The 13,267-nt window shown below is 57.5% G+C and carries 13 protein-coding genes and 1 pseudogene; 10 read left to right on the forward strand and 4 right to left on the reverse strand.

Annotated features, from left to right (window positions below):
• Nucleotides 1–2: 2 nt before the first annotated feature.
• Genes Q0915_RS09925 through Q0915_RS09940 form a run of 4 tightly spaced genes read right to left on the reverse strand, consistent with a single transcriptional unit; the run spans nucleotide 3 to nucleotide 4,612 of the window.
• The gene (locus Q0915_RS09925) at nucleotides 3–1,940 is read right to left on the reverse strand and encodes a VWA domain-containing protein (RefSeq protein ID WP_299470885.1); all 1,938 of its coding nucleotides are present in this window, start codon (nucleotides 1,938–1,940) and stop codon (nucleotides 3–5) included.
• A gap of 10 nt (nucleotides 1,941–1,950) precedes the next feature.
• Nucleotides 1,951–2,760: a CbbQ/NirQ/NorQ/GpvN family protein gene (locus tag Q0915_RS09930; RefSeq protein ID WP_299472302.1), complete on the reverse strand. Its 810-nt coding sequence runs from the start codon at nucleotides 2,758–2,760 to the stop codon at nucleotides 1,951–1,953.
• 5 nt (nucleotides 2,761–2,765) lie between these two features.
• Nucleotides 2,766–4,136, reverse strand: a complete 1,371-nt coding sequence (locus tag Q0915_RS09935) for a cbb3-type cytochrome c oxidase subunit I (protein WP_299470887.1) — start codon at nucleotides 4,134–4,136, stop codon at nucleotides 2,766–2,768.
• A gap of 23 nt (nucleotides 4,137–4,159) precedes the next feature.
• Nucleotides 4,160–4,612 (reverse strand): cytochrome c, encoded by a 453-nt coding sequence (locus Q0915_RS09940; protein ID WP_299470889.1) that lies wholly within the window; start codon nucleotides 4,610–4,612, stop codon nucleotides 4,160–4,162.
• 219 nt (nucleotides 4,613–4,831) lie between these two features.
• Here Q0915_RS09940 and Q0915_RS09945 point away from each other — a divergent pair, with 219 nt between their 5' ends.
• From Q0915_RS09945 to Q0915_RS09990, 10 genes and pseudogenes are all read left to right on the forward strand, one after another.
• Nucleotides 4,832–6,508 carry a cytochrome D1 domain-containing protein gene (locus Q0915_RS09945; RefSeq protein WP_299470891.1) on the forward strand — a complete coding sequence of 559 codons (1,677 nt, stop codon included), beginning with the start codon at nucleotides 4,832–4,834 and terminating at the stop codon, nucleotides 6,506–6,508.
• 242 nt (nucleotides 6,509–6,750) lie between these two features.
• Nucleotides 6,751–7,242 (forward strand): annotated as a pseudogene (locus Q0915_RS09950) (NapC/NirT family cytochrome c); the annotation flags it as partial.
• A 66-nt stretch (nucleotides 7,243–7,308) separates the two neighbouring features.
• A complete protein-coding gene (locus Q0915_RS09955; protein WP_299472303.1) occupies nucleotides 7,309–8,487 on the forward strand; it encodes an ethylbenzene dehydrogenase-related protein in 1,179 nt (392 codons plus the stop codon).
• Nucleotides 8,488–8,542: 55 nt separating this feature from the next.
• Nucleotides 8,543–8,965 carry a plastocyanin/azurin family copper-binding protein gene (locus Q0915_RS09960; protein WP_299470893.1) on the forward strand — a complete coding sequence of 141 codons (423 nt, stop codon included), beginning with the start codon at nucleotides 8,543–8,545 and terminating at the stop codon, nucleotides 8,963–8,965.
• A 116-nt stretch (nucleotides 8,966–9,081) separates the two neighbouring features.
• Nucleotides 9,082–9,876, forward strand: a complete 795-nt coding sequence (cobA, locus tag Q0915_RS09965; protein WP_299470895.1) for a uroporphyrinogen-III C-methyltransferase — start codon at nucleotides 9,082–9,084, stop codon at nucleotides 9,874–9,876.
• The gene (locus Q0915_RS09970) at nucleotides 9,869–10,174 is read left to right on the forward strand and encodes a cytochrome c (protein WP_299470897.1); all 306 of its coding nucleotides are present in this window, start codon (nucleotides 9,869–9,871) and stop codon (nucleotides 10,172–10,174) included. Before cobA ends, Q0915_RS09970 begins: the two co-directional genes overlap by 8 nt.
• Complete coding sequence (locus tag Q0915_RS09975) at nucleotides 10,171–11,334, forward strand: cytochrome D1 domain-containing protein (RefSeq protein WP_299470899.1); 1,164 nt, start codon at nucleotides 10,171–10,173, stop codon at nucleotides 11,332–11,334. The genes Q0915_RS09970 and Q0915_RS09975 overlap by 4 nt, the downstream gene beginning before the upstream one ends.
• Before the next feature lie 3 nt (nucleotides 11,335–11,337).
• On the forward strand, nucleotides 11,338–12,327 hold the full coding sequence (locus tag Q0915_RS09980) for an Lrp/AsnC family transcriptional regulator (RefSeq protein WP_299470901.1): 990 nt from the start codon (nucleotides 11,338–11,340) through the stop codon (nucleotides 12,325–12,327).
• Nucleotides 12,324–12,779: an AsnC family transcriptional regulator gene (locus Q0915_RS09985; protein ID WP_299470904.1), complete on the forward strand. Its 456-nt coding sequence runs from the start codon at nucleotides 12,324–12,326 to the stop codon at nucleotides 12,777–12,779. The genes Q0915_RS09980 and Q0915_RS09985 overlap by 4 nt, the downstream gene beginning before the upstream one ends.
• Nucleotides 12,776–13,264, forward strand: coding sequence for an Lrp/AsnC family transcriptional regulator (locus Q0915_RS09990; protein WP_299470906.1), 489 nt, complete (start codon nucleotides 12,776–12,778; stop codon nucleotides 13,262–13,264). Before Q0915_RS09985 ends, Q0915_RS09990 begins: the two co-directional genes overlap by 4 nt.
• Nucleotides 13,265–13,267: the final 3 nt, after the last annotated feature.

A 13,267-nucleotide genomic window follows, 5' to 3' on the forward strand; every position in this document is an offset into this window, starting at 1 on the left:
GTTTATCCCCCGACAAGTTGGCGGTAAATCTGCGGCAAGGCCTGGGTCAGCTTGTCGGGATGCGAAATCAGCGCGAAACCGCCCTGCCCGAACAGTCGCGGGAACCAGGATTTTGCCGACTTGTCGATGGTGACGCCAAAAACGGCCTGCCCGGCTCTGCGCGCTTCCCTCACAGCCATTCGCGTGTCCTCAATTCCGTGCCTGCCTTCATAGTGATCCAGATCATTCGGCTTGCCGTCCGTGATCACGAGCAAGAGCTTGCGCTTGCGGGACTGGGTTTCCAATTCATGGGAGGCATGGCGCATTGCCGCTCCGAGCCGCGTGTAGAAGCCCGGCTTCAATCCACTGATGCGATGCTCGACGACAAGAGACATCGGCTCGTCGAATTGCTTGCAGCTTTGCAGATAGACGCGGTTTCTCTTGAGCGACGAAAACGCCGAGATGGCGAAGTCATCACCGCAGGCATTCAACCCCCAGGCAAGAGCCGTAAGAGCCTCCCGTTCGATATCGATAACCGGGCGACCTGTAACCGCGCTCTCCGTTGAGCGGGAAATGTCAAGCAGAATGGAAACCGCAAGATCCCGCGCCTCCGGCCGGGTCTGCAGCCAGATCCGCTCATTGCCGCGACCGCCGGCGATCCGGTCGACCTCGGACCTGACGGCAGCGTCCATGTCGAGCGCGTCGCCTTCAAGGTGTCCGCGCGTTGTGACCCTGCCCGGTCTCAGCGCCTCGAACTGACGCTTAACGGCCCGTATGCGCCGCGCGGCCTTGGGGTCCCTTGCAATGATGTCCTGAGCGGGGTCTGCGTCTGCAACGCTGGTGAGCACGCACGCATGATCAGGTAGATACTTACCGGTGCGCGTGTCCCACTCCGGATAGAGGATCTTACCTGAGAGGTTTTCCCTGTCGACATCCTCGGGCGCCAGATCCAGATGCAGTTTCAGGCGCGTTGCGGGCGCTTTGGAGATCTGCCCAAGACCGATTTCTTCCTGATCCTCGGCTGCTTTCCTGGCGTTGTCGTTATCGTCGTCATCGACCCTGCGGTTAAGATTGAGGAATTCGGTCCAGCTCAGGATCGCTTCGAACTTGTGCAGAATGAGGCTGTCCTTGCGTTCCGCCTGTTCGGCTTTACGCCGTCTTGCGCGGACCGTCTTCCCGGTCGCCTCTTCCGGTGTGCCATCCGTATCCCGGTTTTCAACTGCGTCTCCGCTCGAAAACACGACATCCCGCAGACGCGGCCAGACCGGAACGGGACGGAAGGGCTGATAGTTTCCAGGTCCTGCAAAAGACGACAAGTCATTGTTCCAAAGCGCTTCCTTGAGGTCTTCAACATCTGATGGAAGGTCCGCTGGGTCACCAAGCATGTGCCGAACAAGTTTTTCAACGCGGTTTTCAACTTTCGGCAAGGAAACCGTCTTTCGCTGCAGCAGTGCACCGCGGCGCAATTCGGAATAAAGCGGGCGAAGCCCGGGCGCTGCGTCCAATGTGCGCTGAACTGTCTTACCGACGGTCTGCAAAGCGCGCAGGTCCGCACGCAACTTGTCGTCCTCCGGGTGATGCTCAGGCGTGTGCGCCGCCATTGCCGTTAGCCAGACATAGAGCGCGGCATTGGCTTCCCGAAGCGGGAAAACAGCCAATTTTTCCGGAAGCCTAAGCGTTTCTCCATCGAAACTCGCTTGCGGAACGTTTTCCGATTCAGTGCCGAGCCGCCTCAAAAACCCGAGGCGGTGCCGGGAGACTTCTTCGGAGACCGGGCGAACGTCCACACTGTGGCATCCTCCCAGTCCCCGAAAAAGCACAGCAAGCCGCCCGCCGACCTCAGAAAGGCCGACCGCGGCTCCATGATGCACCTCGGGTGCATCCAGGCGGCTTGCAAATGCGTGCCACAGTTTCCCGACTGTTTCTTCGGGTTCCCATGGCTCGAAGTCGATCTTGCCCATCGGTCTGGCCTCACCCAAACACGACCGTGACAAGATCCTGGAGCCCGCGTTTGACGTCTTCGTCATCCGTCAGGGGTTCGATCATCGCGGCCAGAACAGCCCTTTCCACCGCCATGCCTTGCGCTACCAGTGTCGCGGCATAAACGACAAGGCGGGTCGAAACGCCTTCTTCCAGATCCTGCCCTTTGAGTGCTCTCAGTTTGCCGGCCAGGCGAACGAGTGCCAGCACCCGGTCACGATCGAGCCCACTCTCTTCAGCGACAATCTCAACCTCAAGATCGACAGGCGGAAAATCGAATTCAAGTGAAACAAAGCGCTGGCGGGTAGACGGTTTCAGCGTCTTCAGGATGTTCTGGTATCCGGGATTATAGGAGGCAACCAGCATGAAGCCGGGTGCAGCTGCGAGCTCTTCGCCGGTGCGGTCAATGGGAAGCGTCCTGCGGTCGTCTGTCAGAGGGTGAAGGACCACCGTGACGTCCTTGCGCGCCTCAACGACCTCGTCGAGATAACAGATCGCTCCTTCCCGAACCGCCCGTGTGAGCGGACCGTCCACCCAGACAGTTTCGCCGCCCTTCAGCAGGTATCGGCCGATCAGGTCTGCGGCGGAGAGATCGTCGTGGCAGGCAACGGTATAGAGCTTGCGCCCCAGGCTGGCGGCCATATGGGCGACAAAGCGCGTCTTTCCGCAACCGGTTGGCCCTTTCAAAAGAACCGGCAGTCCGTTGTTGTAGGCGGCTTTGAACACCGTGCACTCATCTCCCTGAGAGAGATAGAAAGGGGCGGCTGCCGCCCCTTTGTTCAAGGATATGGAACCTTCCATCATGTTCACTCCGCAGGAACGTTAGCCGCTTCACCGGGCTCGATGATTTCGCGTTTGGGCACGGCGACTGCGTAGATGAAGAGCAGCGCACCGATCACGAAGACCGCACCCGCACCGAATCGCATCCAGTAGAACAGGGCGATCTGGTCCTGAACGTCCATGAAGTACTCGCCATTTACCCGTTGCAGGTGTGTTTGAATGGTTCCGGCAAAGGTCAGGACAAACGTCATGAAGGTCATTCCCCCCGCCATCAGCCAGAATGATGCCATGTTGAGCACCTGATTGTAGGGATCACGTCCACGCAGGATCGGCAGGGCGTAGGTGATGATCGCAAGGTTCAGCGAAACATACGCTCCGAAGAATGCCAGGTGGCCGTGCGCGGCAGTAATCTGGGTGCCGTGGGTGTAGTAGTTCACCCCGTGAAGCGTGTGCAGGAAGCCCCAGACGCCAGCACCGAAGAAGGCGAGCGTCGCGCAGCCGAGCGACCAGAGCAGAGCTGCCTTGTTCGGGTGATCCCGCCGGCCCTTCCAGACCATCACGAAGGCGAAGGCCATCATCGCGAAGAACGGCACGACCTCAAGCGAGGAGAATATCGAACCGATCCACTGCCAATAGCCGGGCGTGCCGATCCAGTAGTAGTGGTGACCGGTTCCAAGGATGCCTGAAAACAGTGCGGCCGCGACGATGACATAGAGCCATTTCTCAACCACTTCGCGGTCAACGCCGGTAAGCTTCAGCATCAGGTAGGCCAGAATGGAGGCCATGATCAGTTCCCAGACACCTTCAACCCATAGGTGAACGATGTACCACCAGTACTGCTTGTCGAGCGACAGGTTGCTCGGATTGTAGAAGCTGAAAAGAAAAAGCAGAGCCAACCCCCACAAACCCAGCAAAAGAATGTTGGTGATCGCGGTCTTCTTGCCCTTCAGAACCGTCATTGTGACGTTGTAGAGGAACATCAATGCGGCCACGACAATGCCGGCCTTCACCCATTTGGGCTGCTCGATAAACTCCCTGCCTTCCTTGCCGAGCAGAAAGTTGCCTTCAAAGAGATTGAATACATAGGTGAGCACCGCGCCAAGCGTTCCCAAGACAAGAATCGCGAGTTGCAGATAAGCCAGCTTCGGCGAATGAAGCTCACGTTCCGCTTCCTCGGGAATGAGGAAGAACGCGGCTCCGAAGAAGCCGAGCAGCAGCCACACGATCAGGCTGTTGGTGTGCAGCATACGGATAATGTTGAAGGGCAAGAGCTCAGACAGGAAATTCGGCTGAACATAGACCCAACCCGCAAGCAATCCGCCGAGTACCTGGATGGCAAAAAGAGCCAGGGCGACGGCGAAATACGCCATGGCGACCTTTTGAGATTCATATTTCATTTTTCAATCCTCATGCTCTCGGATCAGCCGGCATCGTTCGGCGGCCAACCCTGCGCGTCGATCTTGTCGGTCCAGATCAGGAAGTTCGCGAGGTCGCGGATTTCCTCGTCGGTCAAATTGAAATTGGGCATCTGCCTGCGCCCCTCGATGCCGGTCGGCATGGATTCCATCCAGCCCTTCAGCGTTTCGAAAGCCGCATCCGGGTCGTCCAGCACCCCCCAACGGGTCATCACATTGCCGACTTCAGGCGCGAAGTAGGCCCCCTCACCCAGGATCGTGTGGCAATTGATGCATGCCTTGTCTTCCCAGACACGTTTGCCCGCCGCCACGCTTTCGGTGATGCCCGCGTGATTTGTCGACGTCCCGGTGATGTAAAGGTGACTGTGAATCGACAGTCCCAGGAAGATGATGATGAAGAAGAGTGACCCGCCATAAAATATGTTTCGGGCCATGCTTTTGGTCATGACTTCGCGCATTACGCGCTCCTTTCCCCGAGTTGATCGTCTTCTTGAAGGTGACAGGGCGCGGCCGTGTTTCCTTAACCAAAGTCAAGCTCGGGGCGGAGCAAAACGCGTTGCGGAATTCAATCTCACGCCTTCGGCCGCTCGGGCGGTCTCTTCTTAACGAAAGTCAAGGAACCCCAGTGGTCTTTGCGCAAACTCGCGAATGCCTCACCTGCATTTGGAGTTCGGAGAATGTCACATCCAAGGAAGAGAAAAGGGTCGGGTTACGCGTTAGCGACCTGTCTGGCGCTGCTGATGGGCAGCGTTACAGCGCCTGCCTTTGCTGAAGGTCCAACTTTGAGCGAGGAGGCCTTTGAAAGTTCCAAGCAGCTCTACTTCGAAAGATGCGCGGGGTGCCACGGTGTCCTGCGCAAAGGTGCGACCGGCAAGAGTCTCGAGCCGGAATGGAAAAAGACAGCAGCAGACGGCACCGTCACCAAGGGCGGCACGCTGCAACTTGGCCAGGAGCGGCTTGAGAAGATCATCTCGTGGGGCACAGAAGGCGGCATGAACAACTTCTCGGACATCATGACCGAGCAAGAAATCAAGGACATGGCGACTTACATCATGATGGAAGCGCCGACACCGCCGGAAATGTCCCTGGCGCAGATGGAAGCGACCCGCAAGGTTTATGTCGAACCAAAGGACTATCCGACCGAGCCGCTACACGGACGGAACTGGGAAAACTTCTTTGTCGTCATCGAGCGTGACGTGGGCAAGGTTGCCGTTGTCGATGGTGACACCAAGGAAGTGCTGGCGCATATCCCGACCGGGTATGCTGTTCATGTGCTGAAGGCTTCCGAGCACCACTCGGTCACCGAACCCGAACACCCAGGCCGTTTCTGGTACACAATGGGCCGCGACGGCAAGATTACCAAGATCGACCTCTGGCAGAACCCGGAGAACATGCTGGTCGCTGAAGTGAAGATCGCCTACGACGCACGCGATGTTGCCGTTTCCGGTGACGGAAAATACGTCATAGGGGGCGGATACTGGCCGCCGCACTTCGCTATTGTAGATGCCGAAACGATGGAACCGAAGAAGGTCGTTTCAACCCGCGGTGTGAATGTCGACGGTGAATACGTGGAAGAAAGCCGCGTGGCCGCCATCTATACGACGCCGAACGAGCCGACCTGGATCGTTGCGGTCAAGGAACTCGGCCAACTTTGGCAGGTCGACTATACCGATCTCGACAACCTTCGCATCGACAAGATCGACTCGGCAAAGTTCCTTCACGACGGGTTCTTCGATCCAACAGGCCGCTATTTCCAGATTGCAGCGAACGCGTCGAACAAGATGGTTGTGGTCGATACGGAAACGCACAAACTCGAGGCGATGATCGACACGGCAGCTCTGCCTCACCCCGGCCCGGGTGCAAACTGGAATGATCCCAATTGCGGTCCGGTCGGAGGTACCACACACCTTGGCGAAGGCACCGTGACGGTCTGGGGCAATGATCCGGAAGGACACCCCGATCAGGCGTGGAAAGTCTGTTACGAGGTTGAAACCGATGGTGCCGGCCTGTTCATCCGGACGCACCCGAACTCAAAATACATCTGGGCCGACCAGACCAAGCATCCTGAACCGGAAGTGCAGCAGTCTGTGCAGGTGATCTCGAAGGAAACCGGTGAAATCGTCAAAACGATTCAGATCACCGATGAAGAAGGCAGCGCAGCTGTTCATTTCGAGTTCAACCAGGACGGTTCGGAAGTTTGGGTGTCCAAGTGGAACCGGTCCACGTCGTTGGAACCGAATGGCGAGATCGTCATCTTCGATGCCGATACGCTTGAGGAAAAGACCAGGATCAAGGGCCTCTTCGCTCCGACCGGCAAATTCAACGTCTACAACCGTTCAAACCACGTCACCTGATGTGAAGACAATAGATGGAAGGGCGGGCAGAACGCCTGCCCTTCTCCTTTCCAGCGGCGTCGGGACTGCTTCGACGGGACGTTGCCCGGAACAGTGGAAACGCTCCCCTCATCCTGAATGCGATTGTCGGCGGATCAACCGGCAAGGGTCCGCAAAGTCATAAAATTTGGAGCCTGGACATGAGTGAGAGCAGCCAAGGTGACAAGAAAAAACCGATCTGGCGCAGATATTTTCTTTGGGGAATGCCCATTGGTGGCGCTGCGGCCGTTTTTGTTGCCGGCATAATCTTCTGGGGCGGTTTCAACACCGCGATGGAGGCCACCAACACCAAGCAATTCTGCATCTCCTGTCATGAGATGCGCGATTACGTTTATGAAGAATACAAAGGCACGATACACGACGTGAACCGCTCAGGTGTCGGCGCTACGTGCTCCGATTGCCATGTGCCGAAAGACTGGACGCATAAGATCATCCGCAAGGTCCAGGCAACCAAGGAACTTTACGGCAAGGTCGTCGGCACCATCAACACGCCGGAAAAATTCGAGGCAAAACGGCTTCAGCTCGCCATGAACGAATGGGAGCGCATGAAAGCCAACGATTCTCGCGAATGCCGGAATTGTCACGATTTCGAATCCATGATGCCGGAGTTTCAACAGCCACGTGCGCGCCAACAGCATATGAACGCCATGTCCAGCGGTCAGACCTGCATCGACTGCCACAAGGGTATTGCGCACTCCGATCTGCGTGATCGGGCGGAAGAGGACTATCTGGAAGAGCTCGAAGCCCCGCATCCCGGTTTCATGCGCGAAATTCCTCAGGAATATCTTGCAAGCCTTGCCCGGGTAGAAGCACTGGAAGCCGAACAATCTGCTGCTGCAAAGGCTGCCCAAAAATCGCAGCAAGAGGCTGTCCAGGCTCAGATCCAGGCAGCTGTGGAGAGCGCGCTTGCCGAAGAACGGGCAAAAGCCGACGACCCTGCGACCAGCGAACCGGCCGCCGCCGCCAGTGCTGCTGGTGATGTTGCGTCCAATGTCGACTGGGCAACGGTGCCTGTGACCGACCTCACGCTCTTTTATCCGGGACAGGCGTCCTTTGAATGGGTGCAGAACGGAAAGACCCATGGCGGTGCGCGTCCGCTCACAAAGGGAGGTGATGCCTGCACGACCTGCCACGCGAAGGAAGTGGAAGCAATCGGCACCAAGATTGTGGCCGGTGGCGAGATCGAGCCGACACCGATACCCGGCAAACGCGGCACCATCGACGCGAGCATCCAGGCGGCCCATGACGATGAAAATCTTCATGTACGGATCCAGTGGCCGGACGCCGGTCACAATCCGGCACCGTTCGTCGACGGCGGCAAGATGGACCCGGACAACCAGATCAAGGTCGCCATGATGATCACCGGTACGGGCATCGAGATGGGCGAGACGACCGGATGCTGGTCCTCATGCCACGCAGACAACACCTACATGCCCTTCGACCCGGGAGCGGACGCAATTGCCGCAAACGCGGACATTGCCAGTCAGCTCGAGGCCAAGGAAACGATCACAAAATACCTGACCGAAAGCCGGACCAAGGTTGAGGTCAAGGGCAGACGAGGCAAAGCTCAGGGTGGCTGGGACAAGTTGAAACCGGCTGAAGAGATTGACGAACTTCTTGCAAACGGCACCTTCCTTGATTTGCTCAGGATCTATGCCGACGGGTCTGCCTCCAACGGCTATCTGCTTGAGCGCAGGGTCGCAAATGGCGGTGATATCTCGGCTGAGGCCAACCTGTCGGGCGGTGTCTGGACGGTCGTTTTCTCAAGACCGCTTGCTTCCGGCGCACCTGGAGATGTCCCGCTGGAACCCGGCAAAACCTACACGGTGGGCTTTGCAATCCACGACGACTATGCCGCGGCACGGTTCCACCATGTGACTCTCGATACAAGTCTCGCGCTCGATGATGACGCGGCACAAATCAACGCGATCAAACAGTAGCAAGCAGGGCGGCCCGTAAAACGGCCGCCCTTTACGATAACGAGGGAGAAATCGTATGTCTCTGAATTCGTTCTGTCTTCCTGCTGCGCTGCTTTCAATGGCAATCGCCTGTTCCACGGTAGCAGCCGACGACGACCCCGCTGCTGTTTGCGCGGAAGCGGAGGAGCGTTACGTAGAGCTGTTTGGCCAACCGTCGTCGGAAGCGGAAGGCGTCACCGTCGTGACGATGTTCAAGTACAAATTCTGTCCGGAAGACCTGAGCGTGCCGGTTGGCACGACTGTCCGCTGGGTGAATGTGGACAAGCGAACCAGCCACAGCGTTGTGCTGAAAGAGGAAGGCATTCCGGAATCGGACCGGCTCTTTCCTGAAGAACACTTCGAATTCACGTTCCTCACTCCAGGTCCACCGCAAACCTATCTGTGCGGCCCTCATTGGGAGACACAGGAAATGATCGGGAGGGTGACCGTAACACCCTGACTTTCATATGTTTTTTCGCACTCAAAAAGAAAAGTAACCCTTGACAATAGTCAAGCAGGGCGTGCGCGAAATAAGTGACCATAGGACATCGAACTTCCGGGGAAACGAGGTCTTTCATGACGGGAAAAGTCTTTCTCATCGGAGCCGGGCCAGGCGATCCTGATCTGCTGACGCTCAAATCGGCACGCATGCTGCAGGCAGCAGATGTTGTGGTCTACGACCGTCTCGTATCCGCTGAAATTCTGGCTCTGGCGCCGGCCGGCGCGCAGTTGGTAGCGGTGGGCAAGTCGCCCGAAAATCATCCGGTGCCGCAAAGCAAGATCAATGAAATCCTCCGTGCATTTGCTGAAGACGGCCTGACCGTCGCACGGCTCAAAGGTGGCGACCCCCTTATTTTCGGCCGCGGATCGGAAGAGGCTGCCCATCTGATCGCTCACGATATCGACGTTGAATATGCGCCCGGGATCACGGCCGCACAGGGCGCTGCGTGTGTCAGTGGTGTTCCGCTGACACATCGCGGACTGGCAACCGGCGTGCGCTATGTCACCGGGCACCGTCAGGCCAATGGATCGCTTGACCTGGACTGGAAGAGTCTCGCTTGCGAACAGACAACGCTGGTCGTTTACATGGGCGTTGCGAATATTGGCCAGATCGCCATGCGACTCGTTGCCGAAGGCCTGAGCGACGACACGCCGGTCATGGCAATCGCCGAAGCAACCACTCCACGAGAAACCAGACTGTTCTCCAAGCTGGGCCGTGTTGCGTTCGATATGCGCGATGCAGGTCTCAAGGCGCCCGTGCTCTTTGTCATAGGCAAGGTCGTCACGCTCAGTGCCGAGTGGTCTGTGTTCGATTCGGAGCAAATGGTTGTCACAGATCCATGCGCAGCCGGGCAGCGAGCCCATGTTTAGGCTGCTCGCACTTTTTCTGCTGTTTTGCTCGCCGGCGGTGGGCGAAGAAACGAGCCCCGTCGGGAAACTCATCAATTTGGTTCATCAGGACTGCGGGTCGTGTCACGGCCTCACCTTGAAAGGTGGCCTTGGTCCGGACATCACGCCGCACTCGCTCACCCACTACGACATCGAAACCCTTTCCATGGTGGTTCTGGATGGCATTCCGGAGACTGCCATGCCGCCATGGCGTCCGATCATGAGTGAGAAAGACGCAGAACGAATAGCCGAATACCTGCTGAGAGGAGAATTGAAATGAACATTCTCAAGCATTTCTTTCTGGCTTTCGCCGTGACGAGTCTAGTTGTTGCCCCCTCACCCAAGGCAGAAACAATACGCGCCACAGGTGACCTGGGTCTGGTGGTGGAGCGCGCAAGCGGATCACTTCTCCTCATCGACCAGTCCGAGCGTACCGCGCTCGCCAGGATCGAGGGTCTCGGCGACCTTTCCCACGCCAGTCTTGTCTACTCGCCCGACCAGAGATTCGCCTATGTGTTCGGTCGCGATGGCGGCCTCACGAAAGTCGATATCACAACAAGGAAAATTGTCGGGCGCATTGTTCAGTCTGGCAACGCCATCGGCGGTGCCATCTCTGATGATGGACGTCTTGTTGCGGTTTCGAATTACGAACCGGGCGGTGTTCGGATCTTCGACGCCGACACCCTGGAGCTTGTCGCCGATATTCCGGCAGGTTCAAAAACGATCGGTCTTGTGGACGCGCCGGGGCGAAAGTTCGTGTTCTCGCTTTGGGATGACGGCGAGACCTGGATAGCAGATCTTTCCTCCGGTGATCCAATTGTCACCAGGATCGAAGACATCGGCACCAATCCTTACGACGCGCTGATCACCGATGACGGGCGTCTCTACATCACTGGCCTTTTCGGAGAGGATGGATTGACGGCTATTGATATGTGGGATCCGGAGCCGCACCCGATCCGGGTCCTGCCAGAATATGGCCGCGGCCAGAAGGACCTGCCGGTTTACAAGATGCCCCACCTTGAAGGCTGGGCACGCGCAGGCCGCGAATTCGTACTTCCTGCCGTTGGACACCACCAGGTCCTTTGGATCGACGCGCAGAACCTTTCCGAGACCGGACGAACCGATACTTACGGACAGCCTGTTTTTGCGATGGCACGACCGGATGGCCGGCAGGTTTGGGTCAATTTCGCGCATCCGCTCAACGACACAATCCAGGTGATCGACACTGTGAGCAAGAAAGTTGTTCACGAATTCAAACCGGGTAAGGCTGTCCTCCACATGGAGTTCACGGCGCGAGGTCATGAGGTTTGGGTGTCTGTACGCGATGCCGGAAAGGTCATCATTTACGACACGAGAACTTTTGAAAAACGCGGGGAGATCGACGCGGAAAGCCCATCCGGCATCTTTTTCACCTCACGTGCACACAAGATGGGACTATGAGCCATGGAATGGATCGGCGATCCCATCGATCTCGGACTGTTGGATAACTGGCAGCGTGATCTTCCCATCGTACCGCGTCCCTTTGCCGAGATCGGCCGGGAGTTGTCCCGACCAGAAGCCGAAATACTTGAGCGGCTCAAGAAACTGAGCGCGTCCGGCCGCATCACGCGAGTTGGTGCTACCTGTGCTCCCAACAGCGTATCGGCGAGCACTCTTGCTGCTCTTGCAGCACCCGCAGAGCAGCTTGAAAGTATTGCCGAACTTGTTGGTGCTCAACCCGGTGTCAACCATTCCTATGAGCGGGAAAACCACTGGAACCTGTGGTTCGTCGCAACTGGTCCCGACAGACGGCACATCGACAAGGTTCTTGGAGACATCGAGAGACAGACCGGATTACGCGTACTCGATCTTCCCCTTGTCAGACCGTTCAATGTCGATCTGGGATTTCGGCTGAACGGAGAGATGGACCGGCCACTCACGCCCCGGCCGGTCCGGAAGGAGCTCCTGCAGGATGGTGACAACGATCTCCTGCAGGCGCTCACTTCCGGCATGCCGTTGACCGAGCGGCCCTACCTTGAGATCTCGGCAACGCTCAACTGGTCGGAAGAACACGTTCTTGAGCGTATTTCTGTCTTGCAAGACGCGGGTATCATTTCGCGCCTCGGGGTGATCGTACGCCATCGAGCGCTCGGCTGGCGCTCTAATGCGATGGTGGTCTGGGACATAACGTCCGAGCGGATAGACGAAGCCGGCCCGGCACTCGCTGCGCATCCTGGCGTGACCCTTTGTTACGAGCGCAGTCCCGTCGAGCACGTCTGGCCCTACCGGCTCTATTGCATGATCCACGCGCAGGCGCGGACAAAAGCCCTTGATACACTGACACAGGCATCACTCCTGCCTGAGCTGGCAAATGTTCCCTACAGAATTCTATTTTCGAACCGCTGCTTCAAGCAGACAGGGGCGATGATTTCGAGACAGGGAGCAGCGGCATGAGCCAGGAACTTTCCGATCTGGACCGCAGATTAATCAACCGCCTGCAGGACGACCTGCCCCTCACCCAGCGGCCTTTCGCCAGTATTGCCGAGGAGCTCAGTCTCACCGAACAGGAGGTCGTCGACAAGGTTCGACAACTCAGGGACGACGGCCTGCTCACCCGGTTTGGCCCCTTCTTCGATGCCGAGGCGCTTGGCGGTGCCTTTTGTCTCTGCGCGATGTCGGTTCCTGAAGAACGTTTCGAAGACGTCTTAACCAAAGTCAATGCCCATGCGGAGGTAGCGCATAACTATCAACGGGATCACGCGCTCAACATGTGGTTCGTAATGGCAACAGAAACACGCGGCGACATCATTAGAACGGCCAGGGAAATAGAACACGACACAGGCCTGGAAGTGCTGATGTTTCCAAAGAAGCGCGAGTATTTCGTCGGCTTTCGGGTAAACGCATGACACTGGACCCAAAAGACAGGGCTATCATTGAAGCGACGCAGGCCGGCCTGCCGCTCGTGCTTCAGCCATATACCGTTGTTGCCGAAACGCTCGGGATTGCTGAATCGGAGCTGTTGGAACGCCTGGAAAATCTCAAAAAAAACGGCGTCATCCGGCGCATCGGCGCAGCGCCCAATCACTATCGCCTTGGCATGACCGCCAACGGCATGACCGTTTGGGATGTCGACGACAGCCTGGTTGACGATCTTGGTGACAAAATCGGTGCCCTGCCCTTCGTGACGCATTGTTACCGGCGCCCTCGGGCTCTGCCGATGTGGCCCTACAATCTCTTCGCGATGGTCCACGGAGCCAGCCGCGACGAAGTTCACGCCAAAAGGGACCGTGTTGCCGAGCTTCTCGGCGATGCTTGCCGGGCGAGCGACATCCTGTTCTCAACCCGCATCTTGAAAAAAACGGGTATGCGGCTGCGCGGTCAGAAAGGGTGAACC

Origin of the sequence: uncultured Roseibium sp. (assembly GCF_947494555.1) — a bacterium.
Classification (GTDB): domain Bacteria; phylum Pseudomonadota; class Alphaproteobacteria; order Rhizobiales; family Stappiaceae; genus Roseibium.

Bases quoted from the DNA above. Each gene is read 5' to 3' on its own strand.
- Q0915_RS09990 (WP_299470906.1), top strand. From the start codon at position 12,776: ATGACACTGGACCCAAAAGACAGGGCTATCATTGAAGCGACGCAGGCC.
- cobA (WP_299470895.1), top strand. From the start codon at position 9,082: ATGACGGGAAAAGTCTTTCTCATCGGAGCCGGGCCAGGCGATCCTGAT.
- Q0915_RS09935 (WP_299470887.1), bottom strand. From the start codon at position 4,136: ATGAAATATGAATCTCAAAAGGTCGCCATGGCGTATTTCGCCGTCGCC.
- Q0915_RS09980 (WP_299470901.1), top strand. From the start codon at position 11,338: ATGGAATGGATCGGCGATCCCATCGATCTCGGACTGTTGGATAACTGG.
- Q0915_RS09925 (WP_299470885.1), bottom strand. From the start codon at position 1,940: ATGGGCAAGATCGACTTCGAGCCATGGGAACCCGAAGAAACAGTCGGG.
- Q0915_RS09960 (WP_299470893.1), top strand. From the start codon at position 8,543: ATGTCTCTGAATTCGTTCTGTCTTCCTGCTGCGCTGCTTTCAATGGCA.
- Q0915_RS09970 (WP_299470897.1), top strand. From the start codon at position 9,869: ATGTTTAGGCTGCTCGCACTTTTTCTGCTGTTTTGCTCGCCGGCGGTG.
- Q0915_RS09985 (WP_299470904.1), top strand. From the start codon at position 12,324: ATGAGCCAGGAACTTTCCGATCTGGACCGCAGATTAATCAACCGCCTG.
- Q0915_RS09975 (WP_299470899.1), top strand. From the start codon at position 10,171: ATGAACATTCTCAAGCATTTCTTTCTGGCTTTCGCCGTGACGAGTCTA.
- Q0915_RS09955 (WP_299472303.1), top strand. From the start codon at position 7,309: ATGCGCGAAATTCCTCAGGAATATCTTGCAAGCCTTGCCCGGGTAGAA.
- Q0915_RS09940 (WP_299470889.1), bottom strand. From the start codon at position 4,612: ATGCGCGAAGTCATGACCAAAAGCATGGCCCGAAACATATTTTATGGC.
- Q0915_RS09945 (WP_299470891.1), top strand. From the start codon at position 4,832: ATGTCACATCCAAGGAAGAGAAAAGGGTCGGGTTACGCGTTAGCGACC.
- Q0915_RS09930 (WP_299472302.1), bottom strand. From the start codon at position 2,760: ATGGAAGGTTCCATATCCTTGAACAAAGGGGCGGCAGCCGCCCCTTTC.